26 protein-coding genes, 1 pseudogene and 1 other annotated feature are annotated in these 25198 nt (G+C 52.5%); of the genes and pseudogenes, 9 read left to right on the forward strand and 18 right to left on the reverse strand.

Annotated elements, in window-relative coordinates; genetic code table 11:
• Positions 1-5: 5 nt before the first annotated feature.
• Both FBY13_RS08560 and oppF read left to right on the forward strand, forming a co-directional pair.
• The gene (locus FBY13_RS08560) at positions 6-1019 is read left to right on the forward strand and encodes an ABC transporter ATP-binding protein (RefSeq protein ID WP_063879793.1); all 1014 of its coding nucleotides are present in this window, start codon (positions 6-8) and stop codon (positions 1017-1019) included.
• Complete coding sequence (gene oppF / locus FBY13_RS08565) at positions 1016-2017, forward strand: murein tripeptide/oligopeptide ABC transporter ATP binding protein OppF (RefSeq protein ID WP_063879792.1); 1002 nt, start codon at positions 1016-1018, stop codon at positions 2015-2017. Before FBY13_RS08560 ends, oppF begins: the two co-directional genes overlap by 4 nt.
• 46 nt (positions 2018-2063) lie before the next feature.
• Here the strand turns inward: oppF and FBY13_RS08570 are convergent, their stop codons facing one another.
• The gene (locus FBY13_RS08570) at positions 2064-2393 is read right to left on the reverse strand and encodes an HI1450 family dsDNA-mimic protein (protein WP_208624999.1); all 330 of its coding nucleotides are present in this window, start codon (positions 2391-2393) and stop codon (positions 2064-2066) included.
• A 38-nt stretch (positions 2394-2431) separates the two neighbouring features.
• A complete protein-coding gene (gene cls / locus FBY13_RS08575) occupies positions 2432-3892 on the reverse strand; it encodes a cardiolipin synthase (protein ID WP_063879791.1) in 1461 nt (486 codons plus the stop codon).
• A 162-nt stretch (positions 3893-4054) separates the two neighbouring features.
• Between cls and FBY13_RS08580 the strand changes: the two genes are divergently transcribed.
• A complete protein-coding gene (locus FBY13_RS08580) occupies positions 4055-4228 on the forward strand; it encodes a YciY family protein (RefSeq protein WP_096010518.1) in 174 nt (57 codons plus the stop codon).
• 30 nt (positions 4229-4258) lie between these two features.
• Here FBY13_RS08580 and FBY13_RS23420 read toward each other — a convergent pair whose 3' ends face one another.
• Together FBY13_RS23420 and FBY13_RS08585 are read right to left on the reverse strand one after the other, a co-directional pair.
• Positions 4259-4432, reverse strand: coding sequence for a hypothetical protein (locus tag FBY13_RS23420; RefSeq protein ID WP_186440802.1), 174 nt, complete (start codon positions 4430-4432; stop codon positions 4259-4261).
• A 65-nt stretch (positions 4433-4497) separates the two neighbouring features.
• Positions 4498-4794 carry a YciI family protein gene (locus tag FBY13_RS08585; RefSeq protein WP_014605725.1) on the reverse strand — a complete coding sequence of 99 codons (297 nt, stop codon included), beginning with the start codon at positions 4792-4794 and terminating at the stop codon, positions 4498-4500.
• Positions 4795-4991: 197 nt separating this feature from the next.
• Between FBY13_RS08585 and tonB the strand changes: the two genes are divergently transcribed.
• Positions 4992-5744 (forward strand): TonB system transport protein TonB, encoded by a 753-nt coding sequence (gene tonB, locus FBY13_RS08590; protein WP_063879790.1) that lies wholly within the window; start codon positions 4992-4994, stop codon positions 5742-5744.
• Between the two features lie 96 nt (positions 5745-5840).
• Here the strand turns inward: tonB and yciA are convergent, their stop codons facing one another.
• The 4 genes from yciA to FBY13_RS08610 are packed head-to-tail and all read right to left on the reverse strand — an operon-like array spanning position 5841 to position 8097.
• A complete protein-coding gene (yciA, locus tag FBY13_RS08595) occupies positions 5841-6263 on the reverse strand; it encodes an acyl-CoA thioester hydrolase YciA (protein WP_063879789.1) in 423 nt (140 codons plus the stop codon).
• 59 nt (positions 6264-6322) lie between these two features.
• Complete coding sequence (locus tag FBY13_RS08600; RefSeq protein WP_063879788.1) at positions 6323-6862, reverse strand: septation protein A; 540 nt, start codon at positions 6860-6862, stop codon at positions 6323-6325.
• Between the two features lie 56 nt (positions 6863-6918).
• Positions 6919-7653, reverse strand: coding sequence for a YciC family protein (locus FBY13_RS08605; RefSeq protein WP_063879787.1), 735 nt, complete (start codon positions 7651-7653; stop codon positions 6919-6921).
• Positions 7654-7680: 27 nt separating this feature from the next.
• Complete coding sequence (locus FBY13_RS08610; RefSeq protein WP_063879786.1) at positions 7681-8097, reverse strand: YkgJ family cysteine cluster protein; 417 nt, start codon at positions 8095-8097, stop codon at positions 7681-7683.
• Positions 8098-8346: 249 nt separating this feature from the next.
• Between FBY13_RS08610 and ompW the strand changes: the two genes are divergently transcribed.
• A complete protein-coding gene (gene ompW / locus FBY13_RS08615; protein ID WP_096010519.1) occupies positions 8347-8979 on the forward strand; it encodes an outer membrane protein OmpW in 633 nt (210 codons plus the stop codon).
• Positions 8980-9027: 48 nt separating this feature from the next.
• On the opposite strand, the gene FBY13_RS08620 is transcribed toward ompW, so the two are convergent.
• The 6 genes and pseudogenes from FBY13_RS08620 to FBY13_RS08650 form a co-directional block, all read right to left on the reverse strand.
• On the reverse strand, positions 9028-9342 hold the full coding sequence (locus FBY13_RS08620) for a BON domain-containing protein (protein ID WP_014605729.1): 315 nt from the start codon (positions 9340-9342) through the stop codon (positions 9028-9030).
• A 144-nt stretch (positions 9343-9486) separates the two neighbouring features.
• Entirely contained in the window at positions 9487-10290 is an 804-nt protein-coding gene (gene trpA, locus FBY13_RS08625) for a tryptophan synthase subunit alpha (protein ID WP_063879784.1), read from the reverse strand.
• Entirely contained in the window at positions 10290-11480 is a 1191-nt protein-coding gene (gene trpB, locus FBY13_RS08630; RefSeq protein WP_063879783.1) for a tryptophan synthase subunit beta, read from the reverse strand. Before trpB ends, trpA begins: the two co-directional genes overlap by 1 nt.
• 47 nt (positions 11481-11527) lie before the next feature.
• Positions 11528-12889, reverse strand: a complete 1362-nt coding sequence (gene trpCF, locus FBY13_RS08635) for a bifunctional indole-3-glycerol-phosphate synthase TrpC/phosphoribosylanthranilate isomerase TrpF (RefSeq protein ID WP_145393963.1) — start codon at positions 12887-12889, stop codon at positions 11528-11530.
• Positions 12890-12891: 2 nt separating this feature from the next.
• Positions 12892-14485: pseudogene (gene trpD / locus FBY13_RS23700) on the reverse strand (bifunctional anthranilate synthase glutamate amidotransferase component TrpG/anthranilate phosphoribosyltransferase TrpD).
• A complete protein-coding gene (locus FBY13_RS08650; RefSeq protein ID WP_096010522.1) occupies positions 14485-16047 on the reverse strand; it encodes an anthranilate synthase component 1 in 1563 nt (520 codons plus the stop codon). The pseudogene trpD and the gene FBY13_RS08650 overlap by 1 nt, the downstream one beginning before the upstream one ends.
• Positions 16048-16070: 23 nt before the next feature.
• Positions 16071-16175, reverse strand: a sequence feature (Trp leader region).
• 154 nt (positions 16176-16329) lie between these two features.
• Between FBY13_RS08650 and FBY13_RS08655 the strand changes: the two genes are divergently transcribed.
• Complete coding sequence (locus FBY13_RS08655) at positions 16330-17217, forward strand: PHP domain-containing protein (protein ID WP_096010523.1); 888 nt, start codon at positions 16330-16332, stop codon at positions 17215-17217.
• Between the two features lie 9 nt (positions 17218-17226).
• Positions 17227-17847, forward strand: a complete 621-nt coding sequence (locus FBY13_RS08660) for an L-threonylcarbamoyladenylate synthase (protein ID WP_063879777.1) — start codon at positions 17227-17229, stop codon at positions 17845-17847.
• A 5-nt stretch (positions 17848-17852) separates the two neighbouring features.
• Here the strand turns inward: FBY13_RS08660 and FBY13_RS08665 are convergent, their stop codons facing one another.
• Positions 17853-18494: a hypothetical protein gene (locus FBY13_RS08665; RefSeq protein WP_063879776.1), complete on the reverse strand. Its 642-nt coding sequence runs from the start codon at positions 18492-18494 to the stop codon at positions 17853-17855.
• Between the two features lie 1182 nt (positions 18495-19676).
• On the opposite strand from FBY13_RS08665, the gene rluB reads away from it, so the two are divergent.
• On the forward strand, positions 19677-20561 hold the full coding sequence (gene rluB / locus FBY13_RS08670) for a 23S rRNA pseudouridine(2605) synthase RluB (protein WP_145393964.1): 885 nt from the start codon (positions 19677-19679) through the stop codon (positions 20559-20561).
• 93 nt (positions 20562-20654) lie between these two features.
• On the opposite strand, the gene FBY13_RS08675 is transcribed toward rluB, so the two are convergent.
• The 3 genes from FBY13_RS08675 to FBY13_RS08685 all read right to left on the reverse strand — a co-directional run bounded on the left by FBY13_RS08675 (position 20655) and on the right by FBY13_RS08685 (position 23865).
• Positions 20655-21968, reverse strand: coding sequence for a CitMHS family transporter (locus FBY13_RS08675; protein ID WP_109716418.1), 1314 nt, complete (start codon positions 21966-21968; stop codon positions 20655-20657).
• Positions 21969-22513: 545 nt separating this feature from the next.
• Positions 22514-23104: a cob(I)yrinic acid a,c-diamide adenosyltransferase gene (cobO, locus tag FBY13_RS08680; protein WP_145393965.1), complete on the reverse strand. Its 591-nt coding sequence runs from the start codon at positions 23102-23104 to the stop codon at positions 22514-22516.
• Positions 23104-23865: a YciK family oxidoreductase gene (locus tag FBY13_RS08685; protein ID WP_096010526.1), complete on the reverse strand. Its 762-nt coding sequence runs from the start codon at positions 23863-23865 to the stop codon at positions 23104-23106. Before FBY13_RS08685 ends, cobO begins: the two co-directional genes overlap by 1 nt.
• Positions 23866-24038: 173 nt before the next feature.
• On the opposite strand from FBY13_RS08685, the gene sohB reads away from it, so the two are divergent.
• Positions 24039-25085, forward strand: a complete 1047-nt coding sequence (gene sohB / locus FBY13_RS08690) for a protease SohB (RefSeq protein WP_145393966.1) — start codon at positions 24039-24041, stop codon at positions 25083-25085.
• Positions 25086-25198: the final 113 nt, after the last annotated feature.

Below are 25198 nucleotides of genomic sequence, written 5' to 3' on the forward strand. Positions count from 1 at the left end.
TCCCGATGACTATTCATGAATTTCAGCCTTCTCAGGCTGCACGCACGGGAAGCGAACTGCTGCTTGATGTCAAAGATTTACGCGTCACTTTTGGCACCCACGATGGTGACGTGACGGCGGTTAACGATCTCAACTTTTCACTGCGCGCGGGGGAAACCTTAGGCATTGTGGGCGAGTCGGGCTCAGGCAAATCCCAAACCGCGTTTGCGCTGATGGGGCTGCTGGCCAGCAATGGTCGTATCGGCGGATCGGCGTTGTTTAACGGTAAGGAGATCCTTAACCTGCCTGAAAAACAGCTGAACAGACTGCGTGCCGAGCAAATCGCCATGATCTTTCAGGACCCCATGACCTCACTGAACCCCTATATGCGGGTTGGCGAGCAGTTAATGGAAGTGCTGAAGCTGCATAAAGGCATGAGCAGCGCCCAGGCATTTGAAGAGTCGATAAAAATGCTGGATGCGGTAAAAATGCCGGAAGCGCGTAAACGCATGAAAATGTATCCCCATGAGTTTTCAGGCGGGATGCGCCAGCGTGTAATGATTGCGATGGCGTTGATGTGTCGTCCTAAGCTGCTGATTGCCGATGAACCCACGACCGCACTGGACGTGACGGTTCAGGCGCAGATTATGACATTGCTGAATGAACTCAAGCGCGAGTTCAATACGGCGATCATCATGATTACCCACGATCTGGGTGTGGTCGCGGGGATCTGCGACAAAGTGCTGGTGATGTATGCTGGACGCACGATGGAATATGGCCGTGCGCGCGATGTCTTTTATCAGCCAGCCCATCCTTACTCTATTGGCCTCCTGAACGCCGTCCCAAGGCTGGATGCAGAAGGGGAAAGCCTGACGACTATTCCCGGGAATCCGCCTAACCTGCTGCGTTTGCCGCAGGGCTGTCCGTTCCAGCCGCGCTGTCCTCATGCCATGGATATCTGTTCTAAAGCACCGCCGCTGTTACCTTTTGCAGAAGGGCGTTTACGCGCCTGCTTTAAGCCGGTGGAGGAACTCGTATGAGCAGCCTGGCAGAGAAAAAAGTCTTACTTGAAATCGCCGATCTGAAAGTCCATTTTGATATCAAAGATGGCAAGCAGTGGTTCTGGCAGCCGCCAAAAACCCTTAAGGCCGTCGATGGGGTCAGCCTGCGCCTGTATGAGGGCGAAACGCTGGGCGTTGTCGGTGAATCAGGTTGCGGCAAGTCTACGCTGGCGCGTGCCATTATTGGCCTGGTTAAGGCCACAGAGGGCCGCGTATCCTGGCTGGGACGCAACCTGCTGGGACAGAGCCAGGAAGAGTGGCGCAAGGCGCGTAGCGATATCCAGATGATTTTTCAGGACCCGCTGGCCTCGTTAAACCCACGTATGACCATCGGCGATATCATCGCAGAGCCGTTACGCACTTATCACCCGGAGCTGTCGCGCCAGGATATCAAAGATCGCGTCAAGACCATGATGATGAAGGTCGGGCTCCTGCCTAACCTGATCAACCGTTATCCTCACGAGTTCTCTGGCGGGCAGTGCCAGCGTATTGGCATCGCGCGCGCCTTGATACTTGAGCCTAAGCTGATCATTTGCGATGAGCCGGTGTCGGCGCTGGACGTCTCTATCCAGGCGCAGGTGGTTAACCTGCTACAGCAACTGCAGCGTGAAATGGGGCTGTCGCTGATCTTTATCGCCCATGACCTGGCGGTGGTGAAACATATCTCCGATCGCGTATTGGTGATGTATCTGGGACATGCCGTTGAGCTGGGCACTTACGATGAGGTGTACACCAATCCGCAGCATCCTTACACCAAAGCGCTGATGTCGGCGGTGCCGATCCCCGATCCGGATCTGGAGAAAAATAAGCAGATTCAGCTTCTGGAAGGGGAATTACCGTCCCCGATTAATCCGCCCTCTGGATGCGTCTTCCGTACGCGTTGCCCGATTGCCGGCCCGGAGTGTGCGAAGACCCGACCGCTGCTTGAAGGCAGTTTCCGTCACGCGGTGTCCTGCCTGAAGGTGGACCCGCTATAAAGCAAAACGCCGGGCATTTGCCCGGCGTTTATTTGCCATCTGTCAGCTATTCACGCCATAAAATATGGCACAGCTTGTGATCTTTTTCGCGACACAGCAGTACGCGCGCGAAGACATCCGTAATTGGCTCGCCGTCCGCTTCACCCAGACCGATCACCACTTCTGAGAAAAAGTCAGGATTCAAATCAAAATCCACATGATCCTGCCAGTCATCTGACGGATCGAACAGCTCTGCGCCACCGCGCTCTTCAAACTGCAGATTGAACAGAATGATATCGGCAGGATCAAGATTGTCGCCTGCCAGTTCAAGAAAAATGTCATAGGCCTGTTCCAGCGTTTCGTCTTCTGTCAGGCGGTTGTTTAGATCCATTCTCAGTCCCGTTTATCTAAGGGCAGTTCGTAATTTCGCTCGTTTTACAGTAAAGGACTAAAGAAGTAAAACAGTCGTTCGACAATCCGCTGCCACCAGGCACGTTTTGCCCAGCGTTTAGCGTCAAGCAGGCGCGAACGGGCAATATAGTCGTCCTGCACACAGGCCAGATCGCTGCCAAATCCGGCATCATCCACGGCAAGGGTAATTTCAAAGTTCAGCCACAAACTACGCATATCCAGATTGACGGTGCCGACCAGGCTCAACTGACCGTCCACCAGCACGCTTTTGGTATGCAGCAGGCCATCTTCAAACTGATAGATCTTCACGCCAGCCTCAAGTAGCTCGCCAAAAAATGAGCGGCTTGCCCAGCCGACCAGCAGAGAATCATTATGAAGGGGCACCACAAGACTCACGTTGACTCCGCGTAACGCCGCCGTGCAGATAGCATGAAGCAGGTCATCACTCGGCACCAGATAGGGCGTGGTCATGATTAACTGCTCACGTGCTGAATAAACTGCCGTAAGCAGCGCCTGGTGAATCAAGTCTTCCGGAAAACCAGGGCCGGAAGCGATAACCTGCACGGTGTGGCCACTTTCCTGCTCAAACGGCATGATATTGCGGTCGGGCGGCGGCGGCAGAATACGTTTACCGGTTTCAATCTCCCAGTCACAGCTATAGACAATCCCCATCGCCGTCGATACCGGACCTTCCATTCGGGCCATCAGATCAACCCACTGACCCACGCCAGCCTCTTGTTTAAAGAAGCGCGGATCAACCAGATTCATGCTGCCCGTGTAGGCAATATAGTTATCAATCAGCACCATTTTACGATGCTGACGTAAATCCATGCGGCGCAGGAATACACGCAGCAGGCTGACCTGGAGCGCCTCCACAACGTCGATGCCTGCGTTACGCATCATGCCCACCCACGGGCTTCTGAAAAACGCAACGCTCCCCGCAGAGTCAAGCATGAGCCGGCAGTGAACGCCACGGCGTGATGCGGCCATTAACGACTCGGCCACTTCGTCCGCCAGACCGCCCGGATTCCAGATATAGAACACCATCTCGACGTTATGACGCGCCAGCTGGATATCGCGAATTAACGCCTTCATCACGTCATCAGAACTGGTCAGTAGCTGTAGCTGATTACCTTTTACGCCCGCAATGCCCTGGCGGTTATTGCACAATTGAAATAAAGCGCGCGCAACGTCGCTGTAATCCGTTGCAAAAATTTCGGTGCGCTTTTTTAAATCATTCAGCCAGCGGGCGGTGGACGGCCACATGGTACGCGCCCGTTCAGCACGGCGTTTCCCCAAATGCAGTTCACCAAAGGATAAATAAGCAATGATGCCCACCAGCGGCAGAATAAAGATAATCAGCAGCCATGCCATGGCTGAGGTCACGGCCCGTCGCTTCATCAGGATGCGCAGCGTGATGCCGGCGATCAGCAACCAGTAACCAAACAACAACAACCAGCTGATAAGCGTGTAAAACGTGGTCATTAAGTGGACATCCTGTTCGCGCTTGAGTTTGAGAAGTTTACGTGGAGATGCAGGGGAGCGAAACCCTTAATAATAACGGCTTTTCGATGAAAGATCCGATTTGGCATTGGCTCAGAGATCTTTATAATGCCTGCGCGTGAGTTTGGTGTCAGAGAGGACGTAATGAGAAAAAGCAGAAACGAAGTTGCCCGCTGGAGAATGTTGCGTCAGGTACAGCGCCGACGTTCGCGCTGGCTGGAAGGGCAGTCACGTCGCTATAAACGTATTCACGGGATTCGCCATCAACTGGCGCAGCAGCAACGTCGCTCGATTCTGTTTATCACGCAAAATCTGTAATCATTCAGCCGCGTTGAGCGGCTGATAAATCTACTGCCCGGTCATCAATAATTTTACGTTGATCAACTGTACCGCGGCGGCCAGAACAATCAGCATCACAATCAGGTGTTTTTTACTACGCCAGCCGTGTTTGTGCCACAGACAGAGCGCCGCCCCGACTAACAGCGTGATGACCAGTAACAGGGTCAAAATGATCGCTTGCATAAAACATCATCTCGAAAAAAAGCTTCAGAGCGGCTGCCCGGAAGCTTTTTTGCATGGGAGTCGAATCAGAAAACGCGCTTGAAGGGCTTCACACTGACTTGCTTATAAACGCCTGCGGCGATATAGGGATCGTCTGCCGCCCAGGCCTGCGCCGTTTCCAGTGACGGGAATTCAGCGACCACGGTAGAGCCCGTAAACCCAGCAACGCCAGGATCGTTACTGTCCACCGCAGGCATAGGCCCGGCAACGATTAACCGACCTTCTTCATGTAACAACTTCAGACGTGCCAGGTGAGCGGGGCGCACGGCGTTGCGTTTTTCCAGAGAATCGGCGTTATCTTCAGCATAAATGACGTAAAGCAATTGGGCGCTCCCATTAACTCTTAAATTTTGCAACACGGTAAGTGATAGTTAAGTAGAGTGCAAACGAAACCTTGCGTCAATGACCTACGCAGCATATTGGGCTAAATAGGCTTTTTTAGCCGCATCATAAGGAGGTTATTGAAACTGATTGCTATTTGCATTTAAAATCGGGGCTTCATTTCATTACTGCGATTGTTATGACCACGCTGACTATGCCCTTACCTAAACGCTCGCCTGTTGCTATGATCTTGTCTGTTGCGCTGCACGGTGCAGTCATTGGCGGGATTCTCTATGCGTCTTTTCATCAGACCATTGAGTTGCCCAAGGCATCACAGCCGATTAGCGTGACCATGGTTGCACCGGACGTTCAGCCTGAACCTGCAGTCGCTCAACCCGAGCCGCAACCGGAACCCCAGCCAGAACCGGAGCCCGTGCCGGAGCCTCAACCCGCACCAGAGCCGCCGAAGCCCGTGCCCGTGCCGATCCCCAAACCGCAACCTAAACCTAAGCCGAAACCTAAGCCAGAGCCCAGGCACGAACAGCCAAAACGCGAAGTTAAACCGCGTCAGGACGTGAAGCCGCAGGCGAACCCGTTTAAGCAGGATGCGCCTGCAACGCAAAGTAAACCCACAACGGCCCCGAAAAGTACGCCGTCGGCAGCACCGACGCAGAGCGTATCCACCGGGCCTAAAGCGCTTAATATCAGTAAGCCGTCTTATCCGCCTCGGGCTGCGGCATTACGTATCGAAGGACGCGTCAGGGTGAAATTTGACGTGGATAGCGATGGTCGGGTCGATAATATCGACATTCTTTCTGCTGAGCCGCGTAACATGTTTGAGCGCACCGTTAAACAGGCTATGCGGACGTGGCGTTATCAAAGTGGTAAGCCGGGCAGCGGTTTGACGATGAATATTGTGTTCAAAATTAATGGCGGGGCCAGCATCGAGTGACGCCGGGGGCGAAAGTGATGCAGCGGTGAGCGATCTACACGTGACAAGCGCTCACCGCGAACGGGCTGTTAGCGGGATTGTAGATGCATCGTTTAATCAGGAAGGGAATGACTGATTATCCCGTCCTGCGGGCAGTTGGCGAGGCTGTCCTTCGTTATCGACAGCGACATAAATAAACACTGCTTCGGTGGCACAGTAGGTCTGCCCAATCGGTTCAGAAGAGACTTTCTTAATCCACACCTGAACGTTGATCGTCATCGAACTGTTGCCGGTTCGAATACATTGCGCATAGCAACTGACGACATCGCCCACCGCGACGGGTTTTAAAAACGTCATGCCATCGACGCGAACGGTAACAACACGGCCTTCGGCAATCTCTTTAGCCTGAATCGCGCCACCCATATCCATTTGTGACATTAACCAGCCACCAAAGATATCGCCGTTGGCATTGGTATCCGCTGGCATGGCCAGGGTGCGCATCACCATTTCGCCCTGGGGCAATTTATGTTTATCGTCCATTGCTCTGGTTTCTTATGTCATCGTAAGAGAAACGCTGCCCGCTAACACGGGCAACAGGATTATTTTTGTTCTTGTTGCGGCATCTTACGCCAGATATAGACGCCGCTCAGGAGCGTGAAAAGCAGCGTAAGGCCGGTCAGTCCAAACACTTTAAAGTTAACCCAGAATGACTGGGGTAACCAAAATGCAACATATATGTTCGCCAGACCACAAATCAAGAAGAACAGTGCCCAGGCAATGTTGAGTTTACGCCAGACGTGCTCAGGCAGCTCCAGCTCTTTACCCAGCATGGTCTGAATTAACGGCTGCTGCATAAACCACTGGCTAAACAGTAACGCCAGCGCAAACAGGGTGTAAATAACCGTGACTTTCCATTTGATAAACTCATCATTATGGAAAACCAGCGTCAGGGTGCCGAATACCGCCACCAGAACGAAGGTAAAGATGGTCATTTTTTCGAGCTTGCGATACAGCACCCAGCTCGCCACCAGTGCCAGACCGGTTGCGACAATCAGTGCGCCCGACGCCACGAAAATGTCGTACAACTTGTAAAAAATAAAGAAAACAACAAGGGGAAGAAAGTCGAGTAGCTGCTTCATAGTCATTCCAGTTAAGGCTGCCTTTCCAGCCAGTGCGCCGGGCGGCGCACGGACAATCAACGTAACAGCATATAAAGCCGGTACAAATAAATCACTAACAGAGTGGAAACCAGGTTACCTATAGCGGTGAAAATGACCGTTGAAACGTTTATAGGTAATACCGTCAATGAGGTAAAGAAAAACATTACGGCAAGCTTCGCCAGTAACCACAGGATAATGGCAGGGGCAATCAGCTTCACGTTTTTCCATGCCATCCGCATGCTGGCGCGCATCGAGGCGATAACACCGAGTTTTTCACTGGCCAGAATAATCGGCGACAGTGATAGCACAATAGTCAGCAATACGCCGGGCACCACCAACACCATAAAACCCAGCTGCGCCACTAAGGTGACTAAAAAAGTCAGCAGCAGTAACTTCGGCAGCAAGGGCGCGGCAGCGCCTATCGCACGCAGTGCACTGACACGCTGGCCTGAAGAGACTAACGGAATCAGGCAGAGCATACCGCCTAACAGCAGCGTATTCCCCACCAGGCCCGCGAACGTCCCGGCTGCAGAGGCGCGGAGCAGCACCTGTTGCTGTTCGGGTGTCATACTCTGCACCAGGTCAAACAGCGACGTACTGCTTATCTCGCCTTGTTGCAAGATCGCCATTTGATCTTCACCGGGCGTTAAAACATGCAACAGCATGACCGTCACAAACGCGGTCAACAGCGACATTAACACCAGGGTGAACAATTGATGACGAAAAAAATTTCCAGTGTCACGGTATAACGAGCTTGCCGTGATAGACATGTACTCTCCTTGAAAGAACCGGGTTAATTAACCCGGCGATTGTACATGTTCTGGGGGCTCGCTGGCACCCGCAACCGGATAACTTTCTGTCATAACAGGTAAAGATGGGTGAAAAAGTGCGGGGAGGCCATACCGTGCTCTGGCCCGATCGCAACCTTCATTCCAGACACCCTGTTCCCCGGACATGTCAAACTCACGACAGGGTGAGGGCCGGTTCTCATAAATACCGCAGGAAACGCAGCCGCCAATATCGCCTTTAAGGGCGACGCAGCGCGGTGAGCGATCGTTCGTTCCGCGCATATTCCGCATCAACAGACTCAACGGCTCGGTGAGTTCTGTGGGCACCAGACCGCCGGCATCATCGGCTTCAGCCCAGTAAAAAGAGACACGAAAGTGGGCACAGCAGGCACCACAGCTAATACAAGGATTGATATTTTCGCTCATTTGATCGCCCGCCACCTCTAAGGCATCGAACCAAAATAGTCAGGAAAGAAGAGCAAAGTAATGCGGCGATATTATTTCGGCAAGAGATATTTAGCCTGCAGCAGCAGGTGTAAAATTGACTTGAATCAATTCATTGTTTTTTAAATCATTTTTCTAAGTTGATTTAGATGCATTTACCAAAGAATCGCGCTAAATCTGTGCGGGCAAAAATAATTCAGTGCAGGCATTTAATTTCTCACAGGAGTGAACATGAAACTGGCTAAATGCGCCATGCTGCTGGCGCTTGCGTTACCGCAATTTGCGCTGGCCCATCAGGCTGGCGATTTCTTTGTGCGTGCAGGGAGTGCTACCGTTCGCCCCACCGAAGGTTCGGACAATGTGCTGGGAATGGGGTCCTTTAGCGCCAGCAATGACACCCAGCTGGGCCTAACCTTTACCTATATGGCTACTGACAATATTGGCGTCGAGCTTCTGGCCGCCACGCCGTTTCGTCATAAAGTGGGGCTTGGCCCAACCGGCACCCTGGCGACGGTAAGACAGCTGCCGCCTACGTTGATGGCACAGTACTACTTTTTTGACAGCCAGAGTAAGGTCCGTCCCTATGTCGGCGTGGGGGTGAACTACACCACCTTTTATGATGCGGATTTTAACCAGACCGGACGTGATGCGGGCTTAAGCGATCTGAGTCTGAAAAATTCGTGGGGCGTAGCCGGTCAGGTCGGGCTGGATTATCAGATCAACCGTGACTGGATGCTGAACGCGTCTCTGTGGTACATGGATATTGATACTGACGTGAAATTCAAAGCCGGCGATCAGCAGCAGAACATCCATATGCGCGTTGATCCCTGGGTATTCTTCTTCGGGGCAGGTTACCGCTTCTGATAAAAAAAGGGCCACTGAAAAGTGGCCCTTCGTGTGATGGATACGGCGTTATTTAATTTGCATGTTATTGACGACGGATCTTACGCCGGCCACGCTGCGGGTAACCTGTACTGCATGGTTAGCCATCTGCGGCGAGCTGACAAAACCGCTGAGCTGCACTTTACCCTTAAAGGTTTCAACGTTAATTTCAGTCGATTTCAGCGACTCATCTTTTAACAGTTCTGCTTTCACTTTGGTCGTGATGACAGTGTCATCAATATAACCGCCGGTGCCTTCTTTAGTTGGCGTTGGCGCACAGGCGCTCAGTGTTAATGCAACAACAGCCGCGACCATGGCACTTGCCAGCACTTTAAACCATTTCATTGCTTCTCTCCCTGTCACAAATTGGATGCGACGTTACCATAACGGCGCCTGTTAATTGTGGTGCAGGAAATCCGAAATTAGCAAACCGGTAATGAAAAAAAACAGGGAAATCATGCCTTACCGGACGGTAAGGCATGAAGGCGATTAGCGGGTAGCGGCTTTCAGGTTACCAATGAAGGTTTTCAGGGCATCCAGCATCACCTCGGGTTCGGCCTGATGCTGCTCAATAATTTTGACCACAGCCGAGCCGGAAATCGCACCGGCAGTCCCCGCCGCGAGCGATTCTTTGACCTGTGAGGGTTCGGAAATCCCAAAGCCCTGTAGCGGTGGCGCGGCGTGATATTCACGTAGCTTTGCAATCAGGTGATCCAGCGGCAGGCTGGCCCGCTTCTCAGTCCCGGTGACGCCGGCACGGGATAACAGATAGGTATAACCGCGCCCGTGAGAGGCAATCTCACGTAGCAGCTCATCGCTGGCGTTAGGTGGGCAAATGAAAATTGGCGCAATGCCATGTCGCATCGCAGCCTGGCGGAACGGCGCTGATTCTTCCACAGGCACATCTGCCACAAGCACTGAGTCAACTCCAGCCTGGGCACAACGCGCATAGAACTCATCAATACCGTTGCTGAATACAAGGTTGGCATACATCAGTAAGCCAATCGGTAATTCAGGATATTTATGACGTATAGCTGCCAGCATTTCAAAGCACTGTGCCGTCGTGGTACCGGCCGCAAATGCCCGTAGCGTGGCGCTTTGGATGGTTGGCCCATCCGCTAACGGATCGGAAAAAGGAATGCCCAGTTCAAGCGCGTCAGCCCCACCTTCTACCAGCGCATCAATAATCCGTAATGACAGCGCGGGTGAAGGATCGCCCAGCGTGACGAAGGGCACCAGTGCGCCTTCTTTCTTCGCCGCCAGACGCGTAAACAGTTGATCATAACGTTCCATCAGATTTCTCCCTGCGCAGTCAGAATATCGTGAACGGTGAAGATATCTTTATCCCCGCGACCGGAAAGGTTCACCACAATCAGTTGCTCTTTTTCCGGTTCTGCCTCAATCATCTTCAGGGCATACGCCAGGGCATGAGCCGACTCCAGCGCAGGAATGATGCCTTCGGCGCGGCACAGCTTTTTAAAGGCAGCAAGCGCTTCATTGTCGGTGACTGACACATAGTCGGCCCGACCAATGCTGTTGAGATGGGCGTGCTGTGGGCCAACAGAAGGGAAGTCAAGCCCGGCTGAAATTGAGTACGACTCCTCAATCTGCCCCTCGTCGGTCTGCATCATCGGTGATTTCATACCGAAATAAATGCCGACGCGGCCATGCTTCAGTGGCGCACCGTGTTCACCCGTTTCAATACCGTGTCCCGCAGGCTCAACGCCAATCAGCTTGACACCTTCTTCGTCAATAAAGTCGGCAAACATACCGATGGCGTTGGAACCGCCGCCAACACAGGCGATAATCGCATCCGGTAGGCGACCTTCCTTTTCCAGAATCTGTTTTTTGGTCTCTTCACCAATCATGCGCTGAAATTCGCGCACAATCGTCGGGAAGGGGTGCGGGCCGGCAGCGGTGCCCAGCATATAGTGCGAGGTTTCATAGCTGCCTGACCAGTCACGTAGCGCTTCATTACAGGCATCTTTCAGCGTGGCTGAACCACTGTGTACCGGAATCACTTCGGCACCCATCAGGCGCATACGGAAGACGTTCGGCGACTGACGCTCCACGTCTTTAGCACCCATATAGATACGGCATTTCATGCCCAGTAACGCACAGGCGAGCGCAGAGGCAACGCCATGTTGACCTGCACCGGTTTCGGCGATGATCTCATTCTTGCCCATGCGTTTCGCCAGCAGTGCCTGACCTAAAACCTGGTTAGTCTTGTGCGCACCGCCGTGCAGCAGATCTTCGCGTTTCAGATACAGGCGGGTTTTTGTCCCTTTTGCCAGGTTGCTGCACAGGGTTAACGCCGTGGGACGGCCCGCATAGTTTTTCAGCAGGTCGGTAAATTCAGCCTGAAATTCAGGATCTTTCTGCGCGCTAACAAAGGCTTCTTCTAACTGTTTTAGCGCTGGCATCAAAATTTGCGGCACATACATGCCGCCGAAGTCGCCAAAATAGGGATTGAGTAAGGTCATGTTTTGCTATCCTTTTTTGTGGCCCGCCACAACACGGGCCCGGTCAATCAGTAGGCGCGAAGCGTCCGGAATACGGCGGCAATTTTGCTGGCGTCTTTAATACCTGGCTCGCTTTCCACACCCGAATTGAAGTCCAGTCCTGCACATCCAAGCTGCGCGGCTTCCACGCAGTTATCGGCACTCAGGCCGCCCGCCAGCATGACATTCTTGAGGTCCTGGCCCTGAAGCAGTGACCAGTCAAACGTCTGGCCCGAGCCGCCGTTGCCATTATCAAAGACATAACGATCCACATGGGGCCAGTTACGCTCAGGCAGGGCATGTTGGATACTCAGCGCTTTCCAGATTTGTACCTGTTCAGGCAAGGCCTGATAAAGCGCAGATACATAGGCGGGGTCTTCATCACCGTGTAACTGCACGGCGCTGAGCTGTAGCGCAGTGACTTTAGTGACAATGTCACTTATTGCTGCATTGCGGAACACACCGACATACTTCAACGGCGCGCCTGCGATGACCGCCCGCGCTTTATCGGTATCAACCTGACGCGGCGAACCCTCGACAAAGATTAACCCACCAAAAAGGGCGCCCGCATCACAGGCGGCGCAGGCATCTTCAGGACGGGTCAAACCACAGACTTTGTTGCTGCCCAGGGTGACACGACGCACTGCCGCATGAAGATCGTCTTCTTCCATTAATGCAGAGCCAATAAGGAAACCATTGGCGAAATGACTTAATTCACGGACATCACGATAGTTGTTAATGCCTGACTCGCTGATGACGGTGATGCCCTGGCCCAGACGCGGTGCCAGTTCGCGTGTCCGATTCAGATCAATCGACAGGTCACGTAAATCGCGGTTATTAATGCCCACCACTTTCGCTTCCAACGCAATGGCGCGTTCCAGCTCCTGTTCGTTACTGACTTCGGTCAGCACGCCCATCTGTAGACTGTGCGCAACCGCAGCAAGCTGACGATACTGCTCGTCATCCACCACTGACAGCATCAGCAGGATGGCATCGGCCTGATAGTAACGTGCCAGATAGATTTGATAAGGATCGATAATAAAGTCTTTGCACAGCACAGGCTGCGTTATGGCCGCACTGACGACAGGTAAAAAGGCGAAGTCACCCTGAAAATATTTCTCATCGGTCAACACGGAAACCGCAGATGCATAGTGGCGATAAACCCCGGCTATCATCTCGGGATCAAAATCATCACGAATCAGCCCTTTGGATGGAGAGGCTTTTTTGCATTCCAGAATAAAGGCAGTGCGGGTGCCCTGCAGTGCGTCATAAAAACTACGGTTGGAAAGCGTAATGCGCTGCTGGAAACTCTCCAGGGGTTGCTGCTGCTTACGTGCCTCAACCCAAATGGCTTTGTCTTTCACGATTTTATCTAACACTGTACCCTGCATGATTATCCTCTTGATGCCAGAGCCACCACGCGCTCATAGGCCTGACCACTACGGATGGCATTGAGCGCACGCTGTGCATTTTCACGGAGATCTTCATTACCAAACACTTTGAGCAGCATCGCCACATTTACGGCAACCGCCTCCTCATGGGCCTGCTCGCCATTACCCTGGAGTAAACGTGTAAGAATGTCACGGTTTTCTTCCGGCGTGCCGCCTGCCAGAGCCTCTTTAGGATGGAAGCCAAAGCCGAAATCTTCCGGGCCGAGCTGATAGCGGGTAATCTCACCTTCACGCAACTCAGCCACATGGGTGACATCGTGTAGCGCCACCTCATCCATTCCGCCACCATGCACGACCGCTGCGCGCTGGTAGCCCAGCACTTTCAGGGTTTGCGCAATGGGCAGCACCAGTTCAGGGCTGTAAACCCCAATCACGGCCAGCGGCGGGCGGGCAGGATTAATCAGCGGCCCGAGCACGTTAAATACCGTGCGGGTTTTCAACTGCTGGCGCACCGGCATGGCATGGCGAAAACCCGTGTGGTACTGCGGTGCAAACAGGAAACAGACATTCAGATCGTCCAGCGCTTTACGTGCCAGCTCGGCAGGCATATCCAGATTGATACCGAACGCAGCCAGCAGGTCAGACGATCCTGATTTGCTTGATACGCTGCGGTTGCCGTGTTTCGCGACTTTCAGCCCGCAGGTTGCTGCGACAAAGGCGCTGGCGGTCGAGATGTTAATGCTGTTACTGCCATCGCCGCCGGTGCCAACAATATCGGCAAAGGCGTAATCCGGGCGTGGAAAGGGTTTGGCATCTTCCAGTAAGGCACTGGCAGCTCCGGCGATTTCTTCGGGGTTTTCGCCACGCACCTTCATAGCAATCAGAACCGCTGCCAGTTGAGTCGGTTCAAGCTGACCAGTAATAATGGCGCTGAACAGTTGATGACTCTCGTGTTGAGTCAGGATCTGCGACTGGTAAAGTTTTTCCAGAATCGTATTCATACTTTTCTCCCTGTTACTTCGCCAGCGCCCAGGCCAGTGTCTGTTCAAGCAGACGCGCGCCCTGAGTGGTTAAAATGGATTCGGGATGGAACTGGAATCCGCACACACGATCTTTTTCGTGGCGGACCGCCATGACCATGCCGTTGTAACTGGCATTCACCGTTAATTCGTCCGGCGTGTTACTGCCAACCAGCGAATGATAACGGGCAACGGGAAGGGGATTGCTGAGCCCGGCAAACATCGCTTCACCATCGTGACGAATGGCAGAGGCTTTGCCATGCAGAATTTCGCCGGCCTGACCGACATGACCGCCATAGGTTTCCACAATCGCCTGATGACCCAGGCAAATGCCGATAATCGGCAGCTTTCCGCGCATCGCGCGCAGCAGCTCTGGCATACAGCCCGCCTCTTTTGGCGCGCCGGGCCCCGGGGACAGCATCAGCACCGGATTATTCATGCTTTGCAGTCGATCGATCAACAGCGATGTCGGCATGTTATTACGGTACACCACCACGTTGTGCCCGAAGGTACGAAGCTGATCGACCAGGTTGTAGGTAAATGAGTCGATGTTATCCAGCAGCAGGATGTCAGCCATCAGAAAATCTCCTTGCAGTGGTGAGCAGTGGCAATCGCGCGCAATACGGCGCGGGCTTTGTTACGGCTTTCATCTGCTTCAGCCTGAGGGTCCGAATCCAGCACCACACCGGCTCCGGCCTGCACGGTGGCTACGCCATCTTCTACATAGGCTGAGCGGATTACGATGCAGGTATCTAAATCACCGTTGGCGGTGAAATAGCCCACAGCGCCACCGTAGATCCCGCGTCGTGTGCCCTCTGCGTCTGCAATCAGCTGCATCGCCCGGACTTTAGGCGCACCGCTCAGGGTGCCCATATTCATGCAGGCGCGATAGGCATGTAGCACGTCCAGGTCATCGCGCAGCGTGCCCACAACCCGCGAGACCAGATGCATTACAAAGGAATAGCGGTCAACTTTCGTCAGGTCGGCAACATAACGACTTCCGGGACGGCAGATACGGGCTAAATCATTGCGCGCCAGATCGACGAGCATCAGGTGCTCGGCCAGTTCTTTGTGGTCCGTGCGCATTTCTAACTCGATACGGCTGTCGAGATCGCGATCCAGCGAACCGTCAGCGTGCCGACCGCGTGGTCGGGTGCCGGCAATGGGGTAAATTTCAATCTGACGAGACGCAGCCTCGTACTTCAACGAGCTTTCGGGCGAGGCACCAAACAGTGAAAAATCCTGATCCTGCATAAAGAACATATACGGGCTTGGATTGCTGCGTTTCAGCGTGTCATAAGCGGCGAGCGCAGAGGGACAGGGCAGCGAAAAGCGGCGTGATGGCACAACCTGGAAGATTTCACCAATGCGAATGGCCTCCTGCATCTTACGCACTACCGCGCAATACTCTTCATCGCTCTGGCTGACGGTCAGCGTCATCGTTTCGACAGGCTGAACGGGCAGCGCCGGTGCAGGTTGTAACATCTGTCCATGCAACTGTTCAATGCGTCGTTGCAGACGTTGAAATTCGTGGGTAGAAGGCGAGAACAGGCTGGCCTGCAGACGTGCGCTGCGCGCCTGGTGATCCAGCACCAGCAGCGTTTCCGCCAGGTAAAAGCAGTAGTCGGGACAGCGTTGCTCACTGCTGAGTTCTGGTAAATCTTCAAAGCCTGCCACCAGATCGTAGGCAAACAGGCCGCCGACAAACACGGCTTCGCGCTCTTCGCTTGGGGAATTCACCAACTGTGGAATCAGACGCAGTGCGTCAAACACCGACAGGGCGCGTAAGCGTGAGTCTTCATCCTGCTGATCCTGCACAGGGGTAAATGTCAGAACACGCCCGTCAGGGCGAGGTTCATTGATGATTTCAGAGGGCAGAGCGTCATCCAGCAGCGGCAGCAGCGCACGGCCATTGTCAGACAGGGCCTGTAAAGTGACACGGTTTCCTAATGCGCTGATGCGCAGGGCGCTGTCAACAATCATCAGGCTTTTTAAGTTTTCTTTACTGTCGATATCTGCGGATTCAAGCAGCAGTGTCGCCGGGCGAGCGCCGCATAACTGATGAAAAACGGCGGCGGGATCTTCCCGATAGGGCGCGCTGCCGGTAATTAACTTCACTGTCGGTTTTGCATTAAGCATGATGATTTCTCTGAATATCGTCCAAAAAAAAGCCCGCTTGGAGGCGGGCTCAGGTATCTGCACAGTGTTTACGCAAGGTGTGCACGACAACGTCGCCCGTACTGGGAAACATTGCGCCACCAACCCATTAAAAGCGTAATTACAGTTTTCATGATCAAATACCCGTCTGCGGTGAACTTGTGTACTAGTTAACTGGTTCGTGACAAAAATGTCAATACACTTTTTCAGTGGCCGATAAAATCGTTATTATGCTGACCCGATCAGTAGCCAGCAGGAGTTGTTTTGAGCGATATCGCCCGTTTTCCGCTTTACGATCTTCATAGTCACACGCGGGCTTCCGATGGATTGTTGTCGCCGCAGGCACTGGTTGAGCGCGCAGTAGACATGCGCGTCGGGGTGCTGGCAATTACCGATCACGACACCGTCGCGGGTATCCCTGAGGCGCAGCAGGCCGTACTGAATCAGCAACTGCCCATAAAAATTTTAGCCGGTGTTGAGATTTCAACGCTGTGGGAAAACCATGAAATTCATATTGTCGGGTTAAACATCGACATCCAACATCCGGTGATGACCCAGTTCCTTGCGGGTCAGTATACGGCGCGACTGGAGCGCGCACAGCGCATTGCTGAACGGCTGGATAAAGCGCAGATCCCCGACGCGCTGGCAGGGGCGCAGCGCTTAGCCGAGGGGGGAATGATTACGCGCGGCCATTTTGCCCGCTATCTGGTCGATCTGGGCAAAGCGAATAACATGGCGCAGGTGTTTAAAAATTATCTGGCGCGGGGCAAAACCGGCTACGTCCCACCGCAATGGTGTACAATTAATCAAGCCATTGATGCGATTCACCATTCTGGTGGCTGTGCCGTGCTGGCACATCCGGGACGCTACGGATTGTCGGCAAAATGGCTAAAGCGCCTGATTGCCAGTTTTAGCGCTGCTGGCGGGGATGCGATCGAGGTCGCACAATGTCAGCAGGCACCCGCTGAGCGCACGCAGTTAGCGCAATATGCCAGAGATAACAATCTGGCTGCATCGCAAGGTTCTGATTTTCATCAACCCTGCCCGTGGATTGAACTGGGCCGCAAATTGTGGCTACCTGCGGCGGTAGAACCGGTCTGGGAACGTTTTCCCGCACTGGCACCCGCAGTGGAATGTACGGAAAGGGGATAAGAGGTTTCTATGAGTCAACTGTTTCATATTCATCCAGATAATCCACAACCGCGCCTGATTAACCAGGCCGTAGAGTACCTGAATAAAGGCGGCGTGATTGTTTACCCAACGGATTCCGGCTATGCCCTGGGTTGTCGGCTGGAAGAGAAAGGGGCGATGGAGCGAATTTGTCGCATTCGTCAGCTGGACGGTCATCATAATTTCACGCTGATGTGCCGTGATTTATCTGAACTGTCTGTTTATTCTCAGGTGGGTAACAGCGCTTTCCGTCTGCTTAAAAATAACACGCCGGGTAATTACACGTTTATTCTTAAGGCGACGAAAGAAGTGCCGCGTCGTTTGATGAATGAAAAGCGTAAAACGATTGGATTACGCGTACCGTCGAATCCGGTAGCACTTGCCCTGCTTGAGGTGCTGAACGAACCCATGATGTCGACGTCGTTAATTCTGCCGGGTAATGACTTCACGGAATCTGATCCGGAAGATATTCAACAGCGTATTGGCAAGCAGGTCGATCTGATTATCGACGGTGGCACGCTTGGACAGCAGCCCACCACCGTCATTGATCTCACCAGTGATGCACCTGAAGTCGTCCGTGAAGGTGTGGGAGATGTGAAACCTTTTCTGTAACCCACTCAGGTTTTACGGGTGACGGGAATCGTCGCCTGTAACCAGTTTTTAAACTGGCCGTAAGGGATATAAAGTGAAACATCTTTTAAAATCACTTTCCCGCTACGGCCATTTTTAATTGCATCTGAGTAACCTACGATAACCCCACCCAACGTATCGTCGCTGTTATAGACGCCGCCGCCGGACATGCCCTGGACGACTCCCGCATTAGAGGCCATCGCAATACACGGGCTTTTATTCCAGGTATTACGTATCGCCGTGCGCGCCAGATTTACCCCTTTAGACTCAACGGGCAGCGCCGAAATATAGCTGTATCCATACATTTTTACCGCATCGCCAATATCGGTGCTGCGGAATTGAGTTAGCGTATTTGGCGGATTCTTATGATAAATAATCGCGAGATCGCAATAAGGGTGATAAGACTTCACGCGCTGCACAGCGAATTTTGCCACGTGAGCGGCGGTCAGGCTGTAGTCGGGCGTTAAAGGAATGCTGGTGCCTAATGTACCTAAACCAAGAATGGTAGGGATGCCTGTCACGCTCATATCAACGTGCTGCATCGCCGTACGGCTGTACTCAGTATGGCCCACAGAACAACCGCTCAGAGCCAGCGTCAATAACGCTGCGCACACAAACTGTTTTTGCATAGTGGTGTCTTCAGGTGAGCATGTCAGTAAAATCCCTGGTAAAGATTCAAGACATGCAAATTAAAGCTCATCGTGAGCCATATTAACGCAAATATTCCTGATGCGCCGGTGTATATATATTTAATAACAACCAGTTAGCGGCTTTTTCATACAGCGCCGTTTGAAACGTTGCGTCGTCTGTATGCTTATTAGATTAGGGCTGCTAAAAAGGTCGTATAATGGTTATCGGCTGAGATTGCCGCCAGTCCATTTTTTTTAATGTAAATTTATTGTAATGAGAGAGCGAATATCGGCACAGCGGTCTGACCAAAAGTGAGTCGGTCAGATGGCATTATTTCGCACAGTATCCCGCAATAATTAAAATTGTACAACATATTTTTTCTTGTACAACTTTATTGTTGGTTACTCTATGAAATATCGAGTAAAGATGCGACGGAAAGAGGCGGTAAAGTGCGGTCAATGTGCAAAGCTCACCCTGCGGATGATTAAAAAAATAAATATTTGGCTTAAGTGTGGTTTTCTGTATTTTTAAATTAACTCAAATGACATTCCGCCTGTAAAAATAAACTTTTCTCACCACTATATTTGCGCTGCTTACGACACTTTTACTCGGCTTTTAATGTTTCGCGATAAACCTATAGCGTAGAAATCATTAAATACAAATCTTTTTAATGCGAATTCTCTAAGAAGGGTTAACGGCAACATTATCTAAAACTGCTGCCGGTGAAACATTAACTTGAATTAAGTAACAAAGCGTTACTTTTTGCTGTTGAGGCAATTTATCGGTCATCAGTGCGCCATTTCACCACAATAAGGCAGATAAAATTGATGAAACGTGAAGCTATAAAGCGTTTCCTGATGCTTTGTGCTTCACAACATGTCCTGTTGATGGCGAGGATAATCTCGATTCTTTAAGTACAGCGCGTTCATTATTATAATTATGCCTGCCGCTGATATCTGGCAGGGCCTGTTGCCAGACGAATGCGCGCCAGCGCTGCAGAAGGTGGATTCCATCAGGATAGCTGCCTGCCCGCGGTGCGTATCAGGGCAACGCCATAATACGGGTTACATTACGAGGGACATCCTGTATAATGGGGCCAACAGGAAAATATAACCCATTGATTTTTAAGGTTTAATTCCTAATCCATCCGACGCCTGGGAAGGCGACAATGAGGTAGCTCCATGAGCGAAAAGTTACAAAAAGTCTTAGCGCGCGCCGGTCACGGTTCGCGTCGTGAAATTGAAACGATGATCGCTGCCGGACGCGTTAGCGTTGACGGTAAGCTGGCCACGCTTGGCGATCGCATCGAAAACAGCAAAGCCCTGAAGATCCGTATTGACGGTCATTTGGTTTCTATTGCGGAATCTGCAACGGAAGTCTGCCGCGTACTGGCCTATTACAAACCTGAAGGTGAACTCTGCACACGCAGCGATCCGGAAGGGCGTCCAACGGTCTTTGATCGACTGCCACGGTTGCGCGGTTCGCGCTGGATTGCCGTGGGTCGTCTTGACGTCAATACCTGCGGGTTGATGCTGTTTACCACAGATGGCGAACTGGCTAACCGCCTGATGCATCCCAGCCGTGAAGTGGAACGCGAATATGCGGTGCGCGTATTTGGTCAGGTTGATGACGACAAAATTCGGCAGCTCAGCAAAGGCGTGCAGCTTGAAGATGGCCCCGCCGCATTCAAAACGCTGCGCTTTGCCGGTGGTGAAGGTATCAACCAGTGGTACAACGTGACGCTGACCGAAGGACGGAACCGTGAAGTTCGTCGCTTGTGGGAAGCCGTGGGCGTCCAGGTGAGCCGACTGATGCGTGTTCGTTATGGCGATATCACGTTGCCAAAAGGCATTCCACGCGGTGGCTGGATGGAGCTTGATCTGTCTGCGGTCAATTATCTGCGTAACATGGTGGGGATGGATGATGAAACCGTCACCAAACTGGCTGTCGAGAAAGACCGTCGCCGTACCAAGGCCAATCAGATCCGTCGGGCCGTGAAGCGCCACAGTCAGACCAGTGGCAGACCTGCCCGCCGTAATCCCGGCAGTAAGCGTAACGCAACCTGATATCGGTTTGCACGTCAGAACAGATTCATTAAAAAAGCCGCAACGATCATCGTTGCGGCTTTTGTGTTTTCTCACTGTTCAGGTGACAACGGCTTACCGGTGAAACAGCGGAAACGCACCGGTAATTAACCCACCGGCCATCAGCACCAGGCTGATTAAAATTCCCCACTTAATGGCAAAACGCTGGTGGTCACCGATATCCACCTTCGCCAGACCGACCAGAAGATAGACCGACGGAACCAGCGGGCTCAGTAAATGGAAAGGCTGACCCACAATGGAGGCCCGGGCAATTTCCTCTGCGGAAATACCGTAGCTGGCCGCCGTTTGGGCAATCACCGGCAGGATGCCAAAATAGAAGGCATCGTTAGACATAAAAAAGGTAAAAGGCAGACTGATTAAGGCGGTAAACACGGCGAGATAGGGGCCAAAACTGTGTGGAATAAAGGCCAACAGGCTTTTCGCCATGGCATCCACCATACCGGTTCCCGAAAGGATACCGGTAAAGATACCTGCAGCGAAAATCAGCGCCGTCACGGCCAGCACATTACTGGCATGGGAACCAATACGGGCCTTTTGTTCTTCCAGCGTTGGATAGTTCAGCATCACCGCAATCGCGAAGGCCAGCATAAACAGGATCTGAATGGGCATGGCACCAACAACCAACAGGACCAGCAGCACCGTAGTCAGAACAAAGTTTGGCCAGAACATTTTAGGCCGACGATTGGCTGCACACTCTTCAGCATCACCCAGCCCCAACTCAATATTATCCAGATGATGGTCGCTGATGCTCATCACGCCCAGGCGTTTACGCTCCTGCAAGCCAAACATGAAGGCCAGGCCCACAAGGGCAACACAGGCGATAAAAATGGCAGGCAACATCGGTATGAAAATGTCGAGCGCGTCAATTCGCAACGCGGCAGCGGCACGTGCCGTTGGTCCGCCCCAGGGAGAGAGATTCATGATGCCACTGGCAAGGTTAACCAGACAGGTCATCGCCAGCACATTCATGCCCAGCTTACGGTAGAGGGGAAGGAACGCGGCAATAGCAATCATATAGGTGGTTGAGCTGTCACCATCCAGTGAGACCAGCAGCGTCAGTACCGCCGTACCAACCAGCACCTTAAGCGGATCGCCCCGCACGATTTTAAGAATAAAACGCACCAGTGGATCAAACAGGCCAGCATCAATCATCAGGCCGAAATAGAGAATCGAGAAGGTGAGCATGACGCCTGTAGGTGCCAGGGTTTTCACCCCATCCAGCATCATGGCACCCAGCCCCTGGTAGAAACCACCCAGCAAAGCGAACAGGGTGGGAATAAGAATTAGCGCTATCAGCGCTGACATGCGTTTGGTCATGATCAGGTACATGAAACAAACAACCATCGTAAAGCCCAGTATGGTCAGCAAAATAACAGCCCTCTCATTGGCAAAAGTTATTCAATTGTTATCGAACAAGATAATAATTTATGGATTTACTTAGCGTGTTAATGGTTAACCTCTTGTTTTGATTAACCATGCACAAAGAGATGATATTAAAGCTAAATTTTTTTTATCATTTTTTTAACATGGAAGAGTGATCCCGATCGGTTTTTGCGGCCGTTCACCGGGCATTATGTGATTGTGATCAATGACTGATGTAAATCATGGCGGTCAATTTCAGGTAACGGAACTGGAAAGGGCGCGTGAAGTGTAATCGAAAATTTACGTTTATGGCCGACAGGTTGGGGTAAACAGGCGCGTCAGAGATCGCATTTTTGCCGAAACCGACCCAGCAGCGCGCTCGTGGCAAGCGGAATTCTGAGGTGCGACGGACGAGGGTTTAACGGTATTGGGCAAGAGGCTCATGTAACGATCGGGTGACAGGCTGACGATCAGGTTTACAGATTTATGCCGAAAAGATGCAGGTCAGACAGGCACCCCGTCCGACCGTTGCTGAATAGCATGTAATAAGATTACCAGTCTATTCCCTGCTGGGCCTGAATACCGGCGTCAAAAGCATGTTTCACTGGCCGCATTTCCGTGACGGTATCAGCCATATCCAGCAGGGTGCGATGGCATCCACGGCCGGTAATAATCACGCTTTGCTGAGCAGGGCGCTGTTTTAGGGCAGTGACCAGCTCGTCAAGGGGCAGATAATCCATACTGACCATGTAGGTGATTTCATCAAGAATCACCAGATCCAGGCTGCTATCACACAGCATGCGCTTCGCATGCTGCCAGACGGCAAGGCAGGCATCGGTATCGGTCTGGCGATTTTGTGTCTCCCAGGTAAAGCCGGTGGCCATCACCTGAAACGCAACACCGTGCTGTTCCAGCATGTTGCGCTCGCCATTCGGCCACTCACCCTTGATAAACTGGATGGCCGCGGCGCGCTTGCCATGTCCACAGGCGCGTAACGCGGTGCCAAAAGCGGCGGTGGTTTTGCCTTTGCCATTGCCGGTAAATACCATCAGGATACCTCTGACTTCACTGGCTGCGGCAATGCGGGCATCCACCTGTTCCTTTAAGCGTTGCTGACGTTGCTGGTGGCGTTCGTCCGTCATTATTCAGCTGCTCCAGGTTTTCTGCCCGGCTGAGCATCAAAGCTCATACCGGTTTTACGGCGACTGTCGTCACCCATTAAATAGAGGTAGAGCGGCATAATATCGGCAGGCGTTTTAAGTTTACTGGCATCTTCCTGCGGAAACGCACTGGCACGCATTTTTGTGCGCGTGCCGCCGGGATTGATACAGTTGACGCGTAACGCGTGGTTTTTATATTCATCTGCCAGCACCTGCATCATGCCTTCGGTCGCAAATTTTGATACCGCATAAGCGCCCCATCCCGCACGACCGGTTCGGCCCACGCTGGAGGTGGTGAAGACCAGCGATCCACTTTCTGATTTCAACAGCAGCGGTAGCAGGGCCTGGGTGAGGAAAAAGGTCGCATCGACGTTAATCTTCATGACCTGTTGCCAAACCTGCGGATCAAGGTCCGCCAGCGGCATGATTTCCCCTAAAATGCTGGCGTTATGTAATACGCCATCCAGATGCGAAAACTGTTGCGCCAGTTGCCCGGCCAGTTGATGGCACTGCTCTGGCGTTGCATCAGACAAATCAAATACCACCGCGTGCGCCGGGCGCTGATTTAACTGGCCAATCGCCTCTTTGGTGTGCTGCAGCTTTTCCGCGCTACGGCCCAGTAAGATGACTTCAGCCCCATAGCGAGCGTAGGTCAGGGCCGCTTCCCGGCCAATGCCGTCAGAAGCACCGGTGACAAGAATCAGGCGATTCGCGAGTAGATCATTTTTAGGTTGATAGTGCATGTTGGGAGCCTCCCGCAACGTGAGGGTTTCACGCTTTATGCCTCAATTCATGCCATGACGCAATTGGCAATAAGTACATTCTGTGCCAGGTGCTGGCATTTCAGGCGACGGGTCTGGATAAACCAGTTAAACTAACCGTTTGTCAGTAATCCTCTGTTTAATAAGGCGACACGATGGATCTTCTTTTGAGTTATGGACTGTTTTTAGCAAAAGCGGTGACGGTGGTGATTGCCATTGCAGCTATCGTAATGATTGTTGTTAACGCCGCACAGCGCAAACGTCATCAGAGTGGGCAACTCCGCCTGACGCGACTGGGTGATGACTACACCAAAATGAAAGAAGAGCTGCAGCTTGAGAAAATGAAACCTCAGGCTCAAAAGCTGTGGTTAAAAAACAATAAAAAGGCCGAAAAACAAAAGGCCAAAGCAGAGAAACGCGCAGCGAAGCAGGGCAACCAGGAAACCACTAAACCCACGCTTTACGTTCTGGACTTTAATGGCAGTATCGATGCCAGCGAAGTTAAGTCATTACGTGAAGAAGTGTCTGCGGTACTCGCCGTTGCTCAGCCGGGTGATGAAGTGCTAATACGGCTGGAAAGCCCGGGTGGCATGGTACACGGTTATGGTCTGGCGGCGTCGCAACTGCAACGCCTGCGGGATGCCGGCTTAAACCTCACCGCGGCCGTTGACAAAGTGGCCGCCAGCGGAGGATACATGATGGCTTGTGTTGCCAGCCAGATCGTTTCCGCCCCTTTTGCGGTCATCGGCTCGATTGGCGTCGTGGCGCAAATCCCCAACTTTAACCGTCTGCTTAAGCGTAACGACATTGATGTTGAGCTACATACGGCGGGTCAGTATAAACGCACTCTGACGCTGTTTGGTGAAAACACGGAAGAAGGGCGGGAAAAGTTCCAGCAGGATCTGAATGAAACGCATCTGCTGTTTAAGCAGTTCGTGCACGAAATGCGCCCGTCACTGGATATTGACAAGGTGGCAACCGGTGAGCACTGGTACGGACGCCAGGCCCTGACGCTGGGCCTGGTCGATCGTATCTCTACCAGTGACGACCTTATTATTCAGCATATGGATAAATTTACCGTGCTCGGGGTTAACTATGTGCGCCGCCGTTCAAGGATTGATCGCCTGACTCATAGCGCGGGGCATGTCCTGGAACGCTTAATGCTGAAGTGGTGGCAACGCGGTGACAAACCGCTGTTATAAGGGAAACCCGGCCAAGGCCTAATGCTGGTCACTTAAGGTGACCAGCCTTTTTTTTATCGGCATATTTCCGGGATCTTATTCGCAGCTCCCGCGGATAACTTCGTTCTCTTCGC

Source organism: Pantoea sp. SJZ147, from assembly GCF_007828605.1.
Classification (GTDB): domain Bacteria; phylum Pseudomonadota; class Gammaproteobacteria; order Enterobacterales; family Enterobacteriaceae; genus Pantoea; species Pantoea allii.

Excerpts from the sequence above, each read along its gene's own strand:
- FBY13_RS08560 (WP_063879793.1), top strand. The coding sequence starts at position 6 with ATGACTATTCATGAATTTCAGCCTTCTCAGGCTGCACGCACGGGAAGC.
- oppF (WP_063879792.1), top strand. The coding sequence starts at position 1,016 with ATGAGCAGCCTGGCAGAGAAAAAAGTCTTACTTGAAATCGCCGATCTG.
- cls (WP_063879791.1), bottom strand. The coding sequence starts at position 3,892 with ATGACCACGTTTTACACGCTTATCAGCTGGTTGTTGTTGTTTGGTTAC.
- FBY13_RS08580 (WP_096010518.1), top strand. The coding sequence starts at position 4,055 with ATGAGAAAAAGCAGAAACGAAGTTGCCCGCTGGAGAATGTTGCGTCAG.
- FBY13_RS23420 (WP_186440802.1), bottom strand. The coding sequence starts at position 4,432 with ATGCAAGCGATCATTTTGACCCTGTTACTGGTCATCACGCTGTTAGTC.
- tonB (WP_063879790.1), top strand. The coding sequence starts at position 4,992 with ATGACCACGCTGACTATGCCCTTACCTAAACGCTCGCCTGTTGCTATG.
- yciA (WP_063879789.1), bottom strand. The coding sequence starts at position 6,263 with ATGGACGATAAACATAAATTGCCCCAGGGCGAAATGGTGATGCGCACC.
- FBY13_RS08600 (WP_063879788.1), bottom strand. The coding sequence starts at position 6,862 with ATGAAGCAGCTACTCGACTTTCTTCCCCTTGTTGTTTTCTTTATTTTT.
- FBY13_RS08605 (WP_063879787.1), bottom strand. The coding sequence starts at position 7,653 with ATGTCTATCACGGCAAGCTCGTTATACCGTGACACTGGAAATTTTTTT.
- FBY13_RS08610 (WP_063879786.1), bottom strand. The coding sequence starts at position 8,097 with ATGAGCGAAAATATCAATCCTTGTATTAGCTGTGGTGCCTGCTGTGCC.
- ompW (WP_096010519.1), top strand. The coding sequence starts at position 8,347 with ATGAAACTGGCTAAATGCGCCATGCTGCTGGCGCTTGCGTTACCGCAA.
- FBY13_RS08620 (WP_014605729.1), bottom strand. The coding sequence starts at position 9,342 with ATGAAATGGTTTAAAGTGCTGGCAAGTGCCATGGTCGCGGCTGTTGTT.
- trpA (WP_063879784.1), bottom strand. The coding sequence starts at position 10,290 with ATGGAACGTTATGATCAACTGTTTACGCGTCTGGCGGCGAAGAAAGAA.
- trpB (WP_063879783.1), bottom strand. The coding sequence starts at position 11,480 with ATGACCTTACTCAATCCCTATTTTGGCGACTTCGGCGGCATGTATGTG.
- trpCF (WP_145393963.1), bottom strand. The coding sequence starts at position 12,889 with ATGCAGGGTACAGTGTTAGATAAAATCGTGAAAGACAAAGCCATTTGG.
- FBY13_RS08650 (WP_096010522.1), bottom strand. The coding sequence starts at position 16,047 with ATGCTTAATGCAAAACCGACAGTGAAGTTAATTACCGGCAGCGCGCCC.
- FBY13_RS08660 (WP_063879777.1), top strand. The coding sequence starts at position 17,227 with ATGAGTCAACTGTTTCATATTCATCCAGATAATCCACAACCGCGCCTG.
- FBY13_RS08665 (WP_063879776.1), bottom strand. The coding sequence starts at position 18,494 with ATGCAAAAACAGTTTGTGTGCGCAGCGTTATTGACGCTGGCTCTGAGC.
- rluB (WP_145393964.1), top strand. The coding sequence starts at position 19,677 with ATGAGCGAAAAGTTACAAAAAGTCTTAGCGCGCGCCGGTCACGGTTCG.
- cobO (WP_145393965.1), bottom strand. The coding sequence starts at position 23,104 with ATGACGGACGAACGCCACCAGCAACGTCAGCAACGCTTAAAGGAACAG.
- FBY13_RS08685 (WP_096010526.1), bottom strand. The coding sequence starts at position 23,865 with ATGCACTATCAACCTAAAAATGATCTACTCGCGAATCGCCTGATTCTT.
- sohB (WP_145393966.1), top strand. The coding sequence starts at position 24,039 with ATGGATCTTCTTTTGAGTTATGGACTGTTTTTAGCAAAAGCGGTGACG.